This window comes from Pigmentiphaga sp. YJ18 (genome assembly GCF_038066655.1).
Taxonomy (GTDB): Bacteria; Pseudomonadota; Gammaproteobacteria; order Burkholderiales; family Burkholderiaceae_B; genus Pigmentiphaga.
Map to the genome: position 1 here is coordinate 1,692,487 of NZ_JBBUKU010000001.1, position 13,659 is coordinate 1,706,145.

The 13,659-nt window shown below is 70.1% G+C and carries 11 protein-coding genes and 1 riboswitch; of the genes, 6 read left to right on the forward strand and 5 right to left on the reverse strand.

Annotation, left to right across the window (positions count from 1 at the left end):
* The first annotated feature begins 7 nt into the window (after positions 1–7).
* The gene (locus WKR98_RS08320) at positions 8–1,480 is read left to right on the forward strand and encodes an aldehyde dehydrogenase family protein (protein ID WP_124687655.1); all 1,473 of its coding nucleotides are present in this window, start codon (positions 8–10) and stop codon (positions 1,478–1,480) included.
* Between the two features lie 107 nt (positions 1,481–1,587).
* Entirely contained in the window at positions 1,588–3,267 is a 1,680-nt protein-coding gene (locus WKR98_RS08325) for a GMC family oxidoreductase (RefSeq protein WP_341432612.1), read from the forward strand.
* Between the two features lie 6 nt (positions 3,268–3,273).
* Here WKR98_RS08325 and WKR98_RS08330 read toward each other — a convergent pair whose 3' ends face one another.
* Both WKR98_RS08330 and WKR98_RS08335 read right to left on the reverse strand, forming a co-directional pair.
* Positions 3,274–4,566: a D-amino acid dehydrogenase gene (locus WKR98_RS08330; protein WP_341432613.1), complete on the reverse strand. Its 1,293-nt coding sequence runs from the start codon at positions 4,564–4,566 to the stop codon at positions 3,274–3,276.
* Positions 4,567–4,613: 47 nt separating this feature from the next.
* Positions 4,614–4,723: riboswitch (glycine riboswitch) on the reverse strand.
* A gap of 133 nt (positions 4,724–4,856) precedes the next feature.
* Complete coding sequence (locus WKR98_RS08335; RefSeq protein ID WP_341432614.1) at positions 4,857–5,954, reverse strand: helix-turn-helix transcriptional regulator; 1,098 nt, start codon at positions 5,952–5,954, stop codon at positions 4,857–4,859.
* Between the two features lie 145 nt (positions 5,955–6,099).
* Between WKR98_RS08335 and WKR98_RS08340 the strand changes: the two genes are divergently transcribed.
* From WKR98_RS08340 to dsbD, 4 genes are all read left to right on the forward strand, one after another.
* Positions 6,100–7,059: an ATP-binding cassette domain-containing protein gene (locus tag WKR98_RS08340; RefSeq protein WP_124687659.1), complete on the forward strand. Its 960-nt coding sequence runs from the start codon at positions 6,100–6,102 to the stop codon at positions 7,057–7,059.
* 116 nt (positions 7,060–7,175) lie between these two features.
* Complete coding sequence (locus tag WKR98_RS08345; RefSeq protein ID WP_341432615.1) at positions 7,176–7,970, forward strand: ABC transporter permease; 795 nt, start codon at positions 7,176–7,178, stop codon at positions 7,968–7,970.
* A gap of 16 nt (positions 7,971–7,986) precedes the next feature.
* Entirely contained in the window at positions 7,987–8,328 is a 342-nt protein-coding gene (gene cutA / locus WKR98_RS08350; RefSeq protein WP_124687661.1) for a divalent-cation tolerance protein CutA, read from the forward strand.
* Positions 8,328–10,253 (forward strand): protein-disulfide reductase DsbD, encoded by a 1,926-nt coding sequence (gene dsbD, locus WKR98_RS08355; RefSeq protein ID WP_341432616.1) that lies wholly within the window; start codon positions 8,328–8,330, stop codon positions 10,251–10,253. The genes cutA and dsbD overlap by 1 nt, the downstream gene beginning before the upstream one ends.
* A gap of 18 nt (positions 10,254–10,271) precedes the next feature.
* On the opposite strand, the gene WKR98_RS08360 is transcribed toward dsbD, so the two are convergent.
* The 3 genes from WKR98_RS08360 to hemB are packed head-to-tail and all read right to left on the reverse strand — an operon-like array spanning position 10,272 to position 13,608.
* The gene (locus WKR98_RS08360) at positions 10,272–11,384 is read right to left on the reverse strand and encodes a helix-turn-helix transcriptional regulator (protein WP_341432617.1); all 1,113 of its coding nucleotides are present in this window, start codon (positions 11,382–11,384) and stop codon (positions 10,272–10,274) included.
* A gap of 3 nt (positions 11,385–11,387) precedes the next feature.
* Positions 11,388–12,593, reverse strand: a complete 1,206-nt coding sequence (locus WKR98_RS08365) for a magnesium transporter CorA family protein (protein ID WP_341432618.1) — start codon at positions 12,591–12,593, stop codon at positions 11,388–11,390.
* A 4-nt stretch (positions 12,594–12,597) separates the two neighbouring features.
* Complete coding sequence (gene hemB, locus WKR98_RS08370) at positions 12,598–13,608, reverse strand: porphobilinogen synthase (protein ID WP_124687665.1); 1,011 nt, start codon at positions 13,606–13,608, stop codon at positions 12,598–12,600.
* Between the last annotated feature and the right edge of the window lie 51 nt (positions 13,609–13,659).

The following is a 13,659-nucleotide window of genomic DNA, read 5'->3' on the forward strand; positions in this document are numbered from 1 at the left end:
AGACGCCATGCGCGCACACGAGATTCCCGCCGGCATCCTGCCGACCCACCGCCAGCTTTTCTATGGGGGAGCCTGGCACGAGCCCCTGGCCGGCGTCTACGCGCCGACCATCAATCCCGCGTATGACGAGCGGCTGGCCGATGCGCCGGTTGCCGATGCGCGCGACGTCGACGCCGCGGTGCGGGCGGCCCAGGACGCCTTTCCCGCCTGGGCCGCCACGCCGCCGATGGAGCGCGGCCGCATGCTGCGCCGGGCGGCGGACATCCTGCGGACCCATGCGCAGGAGCTGGCGCTGCTGGATGCGCTGAACAATGGCAATCCGGTGTCCATCCTGGCCAAGGACGCGGGCTTCGCGGCCGACAGCCTGGAGTATTTCGCCGGCCTGGCCACCGAGGTCAAGGGCGAGACCCTGCCCATGGGGCCCGGCTACCTCGACTACACCGTGCGCGAGCCGCTGGGCGTGGTGGCGCGCATCGTCGCCTACAACCATCCGCTGATGTTCGCCGCCATGCGCCTGGCCGCGCCGCTGGCGGCGGGCAACACGGTCGTGGTCAAGTCGCCCGACCAGGCGCCGCTGTCCATCATTCGCCTGGCCGAACTGATCGGCCACGTGTTCCCCAAGGGCGTGGTCAACTTCCTGTGCGGCAGCCGGGAATGCGGGCAGGCGCTGGCCGAGCACCCGCTGGTGCGCAAGATCACGCTGATCGGCGGTGTGCCCACGGGCAAGTCCGTCATGAAGACGGCGGCCGACGGATTGAAGCCGGTGCTGCTGGAGCTGGGCGGCAAGAATGCGCTGGTGGCCTATCCCGACGCGGACCTGGACAAGCTGGTGGACGGCATCGTGGGCGGCATGAACTTCACGTGGTCGGGCCAGAGCTGCGGCTCCACCAGCCGGGTGTTCCTGCATGAAAGCATCCACGACGAAGTCCTGGCGCGCGTGGCCGAACTGCTGCCCCGGCGGCACCGGCCGGGCATTCCGACGGACCCGGCCACGACCATGGGATCGCTGGTCAGCCGGGCGCAGCTCGAGAAGGTGCAAGGCTTCGTGCAGTCCGCGCTGGACGAAGGCGGCCGGCTGGTGGCCGGCGGCCGGCGGCCCGACGATCCCGCGCTGCGCGACGGTTTCTTCTTCGAGCCCACCATCTTCGCCGACATGCGGCCGGACATGAGGCTGGCGCGCGAGGAAGTGTTCGGTCCCATCATGTCGGTGTTCCGCTGGTCCGACGAGGACGCGATGTGGGCCGACGTCAACGCCGTGGACTTCGGCCTGACCGGTTCGATCTGGACGCGCGATCTCGAGACCGCGCACCGCGCGGCCCGCCGCATCCATACCGGCTATGTCTGGATCAACAACACCAGCCAGCACTTCATCGGCGCGCCGTTCGGCGGCGTGAAGCAGTCGGGCATCGGCCGCGAGGAGTGCTTCGAGGAACTCCTGGAGTTCACCTACACCAAGAACGTCAACCTGAAACTGAACTAGTCCCCCCCTACGCCCTTCGGGCGCCCCCAGGGGGCGGCGCTGGCGGACCGGCGGAGCCGGATCCGCGGCGCCCTGGATCGACATGCGCTGGCGGCTTGGAAAATGACATGAACAACTACGACTACATCATCGTGGGCGCGGGCTCCGCGGGGTGCACGCTGGCCTACCGGCTGGGTGCCGACCCGGCGCTGAAGATACTGGTGCTGGAGGCCGGCGGCCCCGACCGTTCGCCCGTGATCCGGATTCCGCTGACTTGGGGCCTGATCCTCAAGCACCGGATGTACGACTGGGGCTATTTCACCGAGCCCGAGCCCGGCATGGACGGCCGCCGCATCGAATGTGCGCGCGGCAAGGTGCTGGGCGGCTCGACCTCGATCAACGGCATGGCCTATGCGCGCGGCGCCCGCGAGGACTACGACCATTGGGCGCGCGGCCTGGGGCTGGAAGGGTGGTCCTATGACGACGTGCTGCCGTATTTCCGCCGCAGCGAGTCGTGGGAGGAAGGTGCCAGCGATCTGCGCGGCGGCGACGGCCCGCTGACGGTGACGCGCCTGCACTACGAGGACCCGCTGGTGGACGCCTTCCTGCGCGCCACGGACCTGGCCGGCCATGGACGCAACGACGACTACAACGGCGCCAGCATCGAAGGCTTCGGCCCCATGCAGGCGACCATCCGCCGCGGCCGCCGCTGGAGCGCGGCGTCGGCCTACCTGAAGCCGGCGGTGGCGCGCGGCAACGTCACGGTGTGGACCGGCGCGTTGACCACGAAGGTGCTGATGGAGCAGGGCCGCGCCGTGGGCGTCGAAGTCCAGCGCGGCGGCCGCCGCGAGCAGGTGCGGTGCGAACGCGAAGTGCTGCTGGCGGGCGGCGTGATCAACTCGCCGCAGCTCTTGATGCTGTCGGGTATCGGCGACGCCTCGGAGCTGGGACGGCACGGCATCGCGACCCGGATCGACCTGCCCGGCGTGGGGCGCAATCTGCAGGACCATGTGGTGTGCGACGTCCGCTGGCGGCGCAAGGAAACGGGACCCCTGCACCGCGCGCTGCGGCTGGACCGCATCGGCTTCGACCTGCTGCGGACCTGGATGTTCGGCTCGGGCCTGTCCAGCAAGGTGCCCGCTGCGGCCGTGGGTTTGGTGCGCAGCCATCCCGAGCTGCCGCTGCCCGACCTGCAATTGCTGCTGGCCGCCGCGCCCATGGACGCCGGCCCGCATTTCGGTCCGCTGCTCAAGCCCTACGTCGATGCGTTCGCCATCAAGGGGGTCTTCATCACGCCCGAGAGCCGGGGCAGTGTCTCGTTGGCGAGCGGCGATCCCACGGCCCCCGCCGTGATCCGCCAGAACTTCCTGTCCACTGATTACGACCGGCGCGCCGTGCGCCAGATGGTACGCATCATGCGGGCCATCGGCGAACAGCCGCCGCTCGCGCCGTTCCGGGCCGAGGAACTGGCGCCCGGTCCGCAGGCCACGAGCGATGCCGACATCGACGCCTTCATCCGGCGCACGGCCATCACCCTGCACCACCCGGTGGGCACCTGCCGGATGGGCAGCGATGCCGATCCCGACGCCGTGCTCGACGCGCAGTTGCGGGTGCGTGGCGTGGACGGCCTGCGCGTGGTGGATGGATCGGCCATGCCGCGCGTGGTGCGGGGGCCGACCAACGCCCCCATCATCATGATGGCGGAAAAGGCGGCGGACCATATCCTGGGCCGGCCGCCGCTGGCGCGCGACAGGCGCGGGGCGCCGGCGTCGCGCCCGTTCCCCGCGGGCGAAACCGTCCCGGCCTGACCCGCGTCAGGCCGCCGCCAGCCGGGGTGCCGGCTGCATCGCTTCGCGGCCGGTGAAGGCGAAGTCCACCTCGGGCTGGCGGCCGTCGATGATCTCGGCCACCGCGCGGCCCGAACCGCAGCCATGCGTCCAGCCCAGGGTGCCGTGGCCGGTGTTCAGGTACAGGCCGCGCACCTTCGAGGCGCCGATGTAGGGCACGTTGCCCGGCGTGGCCGGCCGCAGTCCGGCCCAGTACTGCGCCAGCTCAGGCCGGCTCATGCCGGGAAAGATCTCCAGCGTGCGCTTGACCAGCGCCTCGCAGCGCACGGGGTTCAGCGCCAGCCCGTAGCCGTTCAGTTCGGCGGTGCCGGCCACGCGCAGGCGGTCGCCCAGGCGCGAAAACACCAGCTTGTATTCGTCGTCGGTCAGGCTGACCTCGGGCGCCAGCGCGGGGTCGAGTACGGGCAGGGTGGCCGAATAGCCCTTGGCCGGATAGATGGACAAGGGGACGCCGGCCTGCCGCGCCAGTTGCGGGCTGAAGCTGCCCAGCGCCAGCACGTAGGCGTCGCCCGTCACGGTTTCATAGCCGCCGGTCTCGCTGGCGATCTCGACGCCGGTCATGGACCCCGCCTCGGTGCGCAGCGCCTGCACGCGCACGCCGTAGCGGAAGTTCACGCCGCGCTGCGCGCACAGTTCGGCCAGGCGGGTGGTGAACAGGTGCACGTCGCCCGATTCGTCGGCGCTGGTGTAGGTGGCGCCCGCCAGGCGGGGGGCGATCTGCGCCAGCGCGGGTTCGAGGCGCACGACTTCGTCGCGGTCGATCACCTGCCGCTCGCAGCCCATCTCGCGCATGATGCGGGCCGGTTCGAGTGCGGCGTCGAACTCTTTCTGGCTGGTGTAGAAATGCAGGATGCCGCGTTGCAGGTGGTCGTAGCGGATGCCGGTCTCGGCGCGCAGTTCCTGCAGGCTGGAGCGGCTGTAGGTCCCCAGGTTCAGGATCTGGATCATGTTGTGCCGCGATCGCGCCGAGGTGCATTCGCGCAGGAATTGCAGGCCCCATTTCCATTGGTCGGGATCGGCGCGCAGGCGGAACAGCAGGGGGGCGTCCTCGCGGCCCAGCCAGCGCAGCAGTTTCAGCGGCGCGGACGGGTTGGCCCAGGGTTCGGCGTGGCTGACGGAGATCTGGCCGCCGTTGCCGAAGCTGGTTTCGCGCGCGGCGCCCGCGTTGCGTTCCAGGACGAAGACCTCGTGCCCGGCCTTGGCGAGATACCAGGCCGACGTGACGCCGGTGATGCCGGCGCCCATGACGATGACTTTCATTGCAGGCTCTCGGGAAAAAAACAGGGGCAAGCGGCAGATATCTGCCGCTTGCCCCTACTGTCCTTTTGCCTGAGAGATTCGCGCGCGCCGGTCGGCGCCGCTTGCCCCTTCGGCGGCCGCGCCGGTTCAGGGCGCGACGCTCTCCAGTTGTTTGGTTGCCAGTCTCGTGACCTGAGCGTTTCAGGGGATACGCCTTCGGTAGAAGCGGCAAGCCGCTTCGTTCTCCTGGTGCGAAGCAGGATAGCATGGGCCTTGCGCCAGTGCCATCCCGGGTATCGCGCAGGCGCGCGTCAATGCCGCGCGAGCCGCAGCAACAGGCTTACCAGCTCGCCCTGGCGGTGCGTGCCGGTCTTCGTGAACAGCGCGCGCAGCTGCGTGCGCGCGGTGCTGAGCGCGATGCCGTGGCGTTCGGCGTATTCGGCCAAGCTCAGCCCTTCCTGCAGCTTGGTTGCCAGGCGCGCCTCGGCCCGGCTGAACTGGAAAAGGTCGTTCACGCGGAGATTCTGTTGCTCGGGATCGACCACGCTGACCGCGACCAGCGGGCGTTGCAGCGGATTGTCGGGGTGGTCCTCGGACAGCGGCGTGACCACGACGTCCGGACCACCGGCGGTGGGCGGCGCGATGCGCGAGGCACGGCGCGATCCGGAATGTCCCGTGGCTTGCAGGATGGCCGTTTCGAGCCGGCTGGCGGCGGCATGGCGGGGGCGGATCTGGCCGTTGTGTTCGCACAGCGCGCCATCGGGTAGCGCGGCATGCCGTTGGGCCGCGGCATTGCGGTAGGCCACCCGCCGTCCTTCATCGAGCAGCCACAGCGGCGTGGGCAGGCTGTCCAGCACCTGGTCGCGCAGCGCCAGGCCGTCGCGCAGCCCGGTCAGCGTGTCGTACAGCGTGCCGGCGCGCTGCAGGTGCGGCGCGATGCGCGCCAGCAGGTCGTCCTGGCAGGGATCGGGCCGCACGCCGATGGCGGTCAGCAGCGCGACGTAGACGCAGGCGCCCTGGCCGTTCAGCCGGATCGAGGCGCGGTCGTCCATGCCCTGGACCCGCTGGAATTCCTGGTAGTAGGGGTGGTGGTCGAGCGTTTCGGCGGGCAGCTCGCGGCGGTCGTGGTTCCACCGCCCGTCGTCCGTTGCCGCGATCAGCTCGCGCATCGGGTCGATGGCGCCATAGTGGACGTTGTAGGCCTGGATGGCGGCGGGATCGCACCGAGCCGCCAGCGTGACGGTAGCCGCGGCTTCGCCGGGATGGTTGATGGCGATCGCGCCGAACTGCCTGCCGCTGGCGGCGGCCAACGCGTCGAGCAGCGCCGGCCATCGGGCGCTGTCCAGCACGCTTTCATAGCAGAGTCCGACGAGGGCGTCGTAGGTTTCCTGGGAGGGAGCAATGCCCATGGTAGTCATGTGGTTGAACGGGTGGTTACATCATGTTACGCAACATGCGAAGCGGGCAATCACTTTCATCGATCCGTCCACATCAGGAAAACCCTGCGCGCGGATGTCGCAGCCGGCGCGGGCGGGCTGCGGGTACTATCGGCGCATGACCACCAATTCGCTGCACGCGGGGGCCAGGCCCCTGGCATCCCCCGGACCCGCGCTGCGGGTCGAGCGGCTGGACAAGCGCTACGGCGGCCGCGCGATCGTGGACGCCTTGTCCTTCGAGATCGCGCGCGGCGAGTGCTATGGCTTGCTGGGGCCTAACGGCGCGGGCAAGACCACCACCCTGCGGTCGATCCTGGGCCTGACGCCGGTGGACGGCGGCTCGATCCGGCTGCTGGATTACCCGGTGCCGGCGCGGGCGCGCCAGGCCCGGGCGCGCATAGGCGTGGTGCCGCAGATCGACAATCTCGATCCCGATTTCACCGTCGAGGAAAACCTGCTCGTGTTCGGCCGCTATTTCGGCCTGGCCGACGGCGAGATCCGCCGCCGCATCCCCGGTCTGCTGGAATTCGCCTCGCTGGCCGCCAAGCGCACGGCGCGCATCAACGAGCTGTCGGGCGGCATGAAGCGGCGCCTGACGCTGGCGCGGGCGCTGGTCAACGATCCCGACCTGATCGTGATGGACGAACCCACGACCGGGCTGGACCCGCAGGCGCGCCACCTGATCTGGGAGCGCCTGAAGACGCTGCTGGCGCAGGGCAAGACCATTCTGCTGACCACGCATTTCATGGACGAGGCCGAGCGCCTGTGCGATCGGCTGGGCCTGCTGGACCGGGGCCGGATGATTGCCGAAGGGGCGCCCCAGGACCTGATCGCGCGTCATGTCGAACCCGAGGTGGTGGAGGTGTTCGGGGAAGGGGCCCGGGATTGGCTGGCGCGCCATCGCGCCGCCATGCCGGACCGCGTCGAGGTCAGCGGCGAGACGGTCTATTGTTATACGGCCGAACCGGATCGCGTGCTGGCGCTGCTGCGCGAGGGAGGCCGGGTGCGCTATCTGCACCGACCGGCCAATCTGGAAGACCTCTTTCTAAGGCTGGCCGGCCGCGATTTAAGAGAATGATAGGGCCCCCCCGTACGCGCTGACGCGCGCCCCCCAGGGGGCGGCACTGGCGGACCGGCGGAGCCGGATCCGCTGTGCCCTGGATTGAGGGCTGAGATGATATGAGTGAATGGGCGATGGATGTTTCGCGATTGGGGATCTGGGGGCTGCCTCGGCCGGGGCGGGGGTGCGTGCCGGTGCTGCGGCGCAATTTCCTGGTCTGGCGCAAGACGGCGTTGACCACGGTGCTGGGCGACGTCATGGATCCGATGGTGGCGCTGCTGGCGCTGGGCTATGGCCTGGGCAGCCTGCTGCCGGGTATCGATGGCGTGCCGTACGTGACGTTCCTGGCCGCCGGTTCGATCTGCATGGGGGCGCTGTACGCGGCCACCTTCGAGGCGACCTACAGCGCCTTTTCCCGGCTGCACATCCAGCGTTCCTGGGATGCGATGCTGAACACGCCGCTGTCGCTGGACGACGTGGTGTTCGCCGAGATCCTGTGGGCCGCGGCCAAGAGCATGAAGAGCGGGCTGGCGATCCTGCTGGTGGTGGTGGCGCTGGACATCTCGCGCGCCGTCACGCTGCTGTGGATCCCGCCGGCGCTGGTGCTGCTGGGGGTGACCTTCTCGGCGCTGGCGCTGGTCATGTCGGCGCTGGCCAGGGGCTTCGATTTCTTCATGTATTACTTCACGCTGGGCGTGACGCCCATGGTGTTCCTGTCCGGCGTGTTCTTTCCCGTGTCGCAACTGCCCGAGGCGCTGGTGCAGGCGGCCCGGCTGCTGCCCCTGGCCCCGGCCATCGAGCTGGTCAGGCCGCTGGTGCTGGGCCGGATGCCCGACCAGCCCTGGGAACAGGTGCTGCAGCTGGCGCTGACCGCGGCCGTCGCCATCTGGCTGGCCACCGCGCTGATGCGCCGCCGCCTGCTGCGCTGAAATCCTGGAGACCGCCATGTCGTCGCCGTCCGAGGCCGCCCGCCAAGTGGTGCTGGTATTCTGCAATGCCCCCGATGCCGATACCGCCCGGGACATCGCCCGCCGCCTCGTCGAAGACGGGGTGGCCGCCTGCGTGAACGTCGGCGCGCCGGTGTTGTCCATCTACCGGTGGAAGGGGGAGGTGGAGTCCGCCGACGAGATTCCGCTGTTCATCAAGACCACGGCGGCCCGCCAGAGGGCCGTGCAGGAGACGATCGCCCGGCTGCACCCCTACGAGGTGCCCGAGATCATCGCCGTGCCCGTGACCGAAGGATTGCCGGCCTATCTGGATTGGGTCCGGCAGGAAACGAAGAACTGATGTCCATATTCCGTTTGCGGGCGGTCGGCCCGCGCGCCCACTGGCTCCTGGCCTGCCTCGTGTGGGCCTGCGCCGCGCTCCTGCCGCGTTCCGCGCCGGCGGAGGATTTCCTGCCGCCCGAGCAGGCCTTCCGTTTTTCCGCGCGCGCCGTGGCGCCCGACGCCATCGAGCTGTCCTGGGCGATCGCGCCCGGCTACTACATGTACCGCGAGCAGTTCCGGTTCGTCGCGGATCCGCCGGAAGTCGCGTTGGGCGAGCCCCAGTTGCCGCCCGGACAGGTCAAGTTCGACCAGACCTTCGACAAGGAGGTCGAGACCTACCGCGACAAGGTGGCGGCCCGACTGACGATCCCCACCGGCACGGCCTTCGCGCTGGCCGTCACCAGTCAGGGCTGCGCCGACGCCGGCCTGTGCTATCCGCCGGCCGAACACAAGGTGCGCGTCGTGGCCGCCTCGGCGCCCGGCGGCCTGCCGCAGGTCGAGGGCGGGGCGGGGACCGGCCTGCGCTGGTCGGCGTTCGCCGGCGCCGACGACGTGGGCCTGGCCGACATGCTGGCCGGCAGCGGCCTGGCCCGCACGGCGCTGATCTTCCTGGGCCTGGGCATCCTGTTGTCGCTCACGCCCTGCGTGCTGCCCATGGTGCCCATCCTGTCGGCCATCGTGGTCGGCGACGCCGCCGGCCATGCCCGGCCCCGCCTGCGCGGGCTGGGGCTGGCCGCGGCCTATGTGCTGGGCATGTCGGTGGTCTACACCGCTGTCGGCCTGCTGGCGGCGCTGAGCGGCGTCAGCCTGGCGGCCACCTTGCAGACGCCCTGGGTGCTGGGCGTGTTCGCCGCGCTGCTGGCCGTGCTGGCCCTGGCCATGTTCGACGTGTTCACGCTGCAATTGCCGTCCAGTTGGCAGACTTCCCTGTCGGACCGCGTCTCGCGCCTGCCCGGCGGCCGCGCCACCGGAGCGCTGGCGATGGGCGCCGTGTCCGCGCTGATCGTCGGGCCGTGCGTGGCCGCGCCGCTGGCGGGCGCGCTGCTGTATGTCTCGCAGACGGGCGACGTGCTGCTGGGCGGCGTGGCGCTGTTCGCGCTGGCCTGGGGCATGGGCGTGCCGCTGTTGGCGGCGGGGGCCTCGGCCGGCGCGTTGTTGCCCAAGGCGGGAGTCTGGATGGACGGTGTGAAGCGCTTCTTCGGCATGCTGCTGCTGGCCGTGGCGTGGTGGATGCTCTGGCCCGTCCTGCCGGGCTGGGTGCAGATGTCGGGCTGGGCGGTGCTGGCCATCCTGGCCGCCACCCTGCTGCACGCCTTCGATGCCCTGCCCGCCGACGCGGGCACGGGCCGCCGCGTGCTCAAGGGTGTGGGCATCCTGTTCGCGCTGATCGGCGTCCTGCAGGCCGTGGGCGTGGCCAGCGGCGGCCGGGATCCGTGGCAGCCGCTGGGCCATCTGGCCGCGTCGGGCGGCGCGGGCCCGGTTCCCGTCCTCGCGCCGCCTGTGCCGGGGCCCGCGCCGGCGCAGGACGGGGACGGCTTGTGGCGTCCTCCCGGCGGCGCCTCGTCGCGGCCCGGCGCCGCGGCGTCATTCGAGCGCGTGCGCTCGGTGGCAGAGCTGGATGCGCTGCTGGCGGCGTCCGACCGCCCGGTGATGCTGGATTTCTATGCCGACTGGTGCGTGTCGTGCAAGGAAATGGAGGCACTGACCTTTCCCCGTCCCGAGGTCGTGCAGCGGCTGGCGGGCATGCGTCTCGTGCAGGCGGACGTGACCGCCAACAACGCCGACGACCGCGAGCTACTCAAGCGCTTCCGGCTGTTCGGCCCGCCCGGCATCGTGTTCTTCGCGCCGGGCGGCGCGCCGCTGCCGCAGCGGGTGATCGGCTTCCAGGGGGCGGAGCGCTTCGCCCGCGTGCTGGACGACGTGCTGGCGACGGCCGCGCGCTGAGTCGGCCCCGGGTGGGGTTCAGGCCAGCGTCCGGATCAACTGCACCAGCTCGACCTGTCGCCGGCAGCCGGTCTTGCGGAACAGGTTCTTCAGGTGGCTGCGCGCGGTTTCCGGCGAGACGGCCTGCGCGGCGGCGTACTCCTTGATGGTCTGGCCGGTGGCCAGCGCCAGGGCCAGGCGTGCCTCCGCCGGCGTGATGCCCAGCGCCCGGACGATGAGCTGGGTGTCCAGCGGCAGGCGGTCGGTGGGTACGGAGAATATGACCAGGGCCAGCGGCGTGTCGCGCAGTCCGGCCAACAGGTGCAGGGTGTCCAGCGGCAGGACGGTGATCCAGACCGGCAGCGGCCCGCCGGTGGAGAACAGGTCCGCCTTCCTGGCGGTCGAGCAGGCCTGGCTTAGCGCGGCCTGCAAGCGCCGCTGGGTGGCGGCGTCCCGCATGCCCAGGATGCCGCCTTTAGGCGCCAGCCATGGCGACGTGCGTAGGTATCGTTCGGCGCGCGCATTGGCGTATTCGATCCGGCCACGGGCATCGACGACCGCCACGCCTCGTGGCAGGCCGTCCAGGGCGGCGCGGCCGACCAGCGCCTCGCGCTGCAACTGCCTCATGCGCGCGCGCAGCCGTGCCGCGCGAACCATGTCGGGCATGACGAGTTCCAGCAAGGCGCGTTCGCGATCCCCATAGGGGCGGTGGTCCGCCGGGCGCATGATGCCCAGATAGTCGCGCGTCTGGCCGTCGTCGCGTTGCAGGATGCACAGGGTATGGCGCAGGTCCACGCTTCGCAGGAAGTCCGCGTAGACCGCGGAGCGCGACATCTGCCGGCTGTCCAGGTGCTCATGGTCCAGGATGAAGCTGCCTTCCCGCAGGTGCGCGAAAAGCGCCAGCCGTTCGTCGCCCTGGACGTAGTGCTCGGCGTATTCGTCGAACTTGTGCAGCGGCGCGGCGTCGCAGATCACGCGGTCCGGCACGCTGCCGTCGCGCAGGTCCACCGTCACCTGATGGAAAGCCTGGCCGCCCACCTTGGCGGCCAGCAGGCCCAGCCCGGCCTGCCATTGGTCGGGGGCCGCGATGCCTTCATACAGGCGCGCGGCGATCGACTGGGAACACTCCAGGAGCGACAGGCGGGGTGGCATGGCTCAAAGCCTGTCGGTGGTGTCCGGATCGTCCTTGCCGGCCCGCAGTCCCGCCTTGCGCGCCAGTGCCTCCGCCACCCGGTAGGGCCGCATTTCCAGGAAGCGGCGCGCCGAGAACCAGCTCCACAGAAGCAGCGCCAGCAGCACCATGCCGACCATGATCCACCAGAACGATCCGCTGTCGTGGACGAAGGGCAGGTGGTCCACGTTCATGCCGAAGATGCCGGTGATGAGCGTGAGCGGCATGAAGATGACCGTGACCACGGTCAGGATGCGCATGATCTCGTTGGTCCGGTGGGCCGTGGCGGAGAAGTGCAACTGCACGGCGGTTTCCACCGACGATTCCATGCGCCGCGCGTGGCTCAACACGCGGTTCACATGTTCCATGACGTCGTTGATGCGGACCAGCAGCGCATCGCGCCGCTGGTCGAAGGCGCCGGAGCCCCAGGCATCCTCGCTGCGGTCCATGGCCGCGTCGCGCAGCTCGGACAGCGCGTCGTACTGTTCCTCGCAGATGTTCTCCAGGCGCCGCAGCACGATGCGGGCATCGAGCAGCGCCAGCCAGTTGCGGAAACGGCCGTTGGGATTGAGCAGTTCGCGCTGCCAGCGATCGAGCTGCAAGGTCAGGGGCTGGCGCAGCGCCAGGTACTTGTCGACCATGCCGTTCAGCAGCCGCAGCATCAGTTCGGCGGGGCCCGACGGGACGCGGCCCAGCGGGCCGATGCTGCTGGGCGCGCGGTCGCGCCGCCCCTCGGCCGGGACCTCGCCGCGCTGTTCGGCCAGGCGGCGCTTCATTTCCTGGCAGGTGGCGCTATAGCCGTGGCGGACGGTGATCAGCGCCTGCCCGAGCACGAAGAACGACACCGGCTGCGTGCGCAGGCTGGCCAGCAGCGGGATGCCCGTCTTGCCGTTGGCCGCGGGGCGCGGCTCGGCTGCCGGCGCGTCGGTCACGATGCGCCGGAACACCACCATCTCGTAGGTGGTCGTGTTGTCGAAGTACGAGGGGTGGACCGGGTTGGCGGCATCCTGCAGGTGCAGGTCGTGCAACTGCACGCCGGTCAGCCGCGCGATCTCGTCGCGCCAGGCGTCGGGGTTGGCCGCCAGGTCCTCGGCCCCCGCGTCTATCCACAGGTAGCCCTTGCTGGCGGCCAGTTGCGCCGCGTTATGTGGACGGGGCCCTCCGTTTTCCGAGATCCAGAGGACGTCCATGGCTTCAGCCTTTCAGCTTGCGGGCGGCGTCGAGCGCGAAATAGGTCAGGATGCCGTCGGCGCCGGCGCGCTTGAACGCCAGCAGGGCTTCCATCACGACCTTGTCCTCGTCCAGCCAGCCGTTGGCGCTGGCCGCCTTGATCATCGCGTATTCGCCGCTGACCTGGTAGGCGAAGGTGGGGACGCGGAAGGTGTCCTTGACCCGCCGCAGCACGTCCAGGTAGGGCATGCCGGGCTTGACCATGACCATGTCCGCGCCCTCGCGCAGGTCCAGCGCGACCTCGCGCAGGGCCTCGTCGATGTTGCCCGGGTCCATCTGGTAGGCGGCCTTGTTGGACTTGCCCAGGTTCGAGGCCGAGCCGACCGCGTCGCGGAAGGGGCCGTAGAACGCGCTGGCGTACTTGGCCGAGTAGGCCATGATGCGGGTGTGGATGTGGCCGTTGCCTTCCAGCGCCTGGCGCACGGCGCCGATGCGTCCGTCCATCATGTCGCTGGGCGCGACGATGTCCACGCCGGCCTCGGCCTGCGCCAGGGCCTGCTTGACCAGGATCTCGACGGTGGGCTCGTTCAGCACGTAGCCGGACTCGTCGATCAGGCCGTCCTGCCCGTGGCTGGTGTAGGGGTCGAGCGCGACGTCGGTCAGGATGCCCAGCTCAGGCAGGCGCTTCTTGAGTTCGGCCACCACGCGCGGGATCAGGCCGTCGGGCCGCGTCGCGGCGATGCCGTCCGGCGTCTTCAGTTCAGGCGCGATCACGGGGAACAACGCCAGGACCGGGATCCCGAGCTCGACGCATTCCTCGGCCACCGGCAGCAGCGTGTCCAGGCTGTAGCGTTCCACGCCCGGCAGCGACGGCACCGGCTGGCGCAGCCCCTTGCCCTCGGCCACGAACACGGGATAGATGAGATCGTCGGCCGACAGCCGGTTCTCGCGCACCAGGCGGCGGGTGAAGTCGTCGCGCCTCAGGCGGCGGGGGCGTCCGGCGGGAAAATCGGCGAATACTTCGTGTTGGCTCATTGCGGTTGTCGTCCTGTCAATGCTGCGCGGCGAGGGACGGACCCCCTGCCA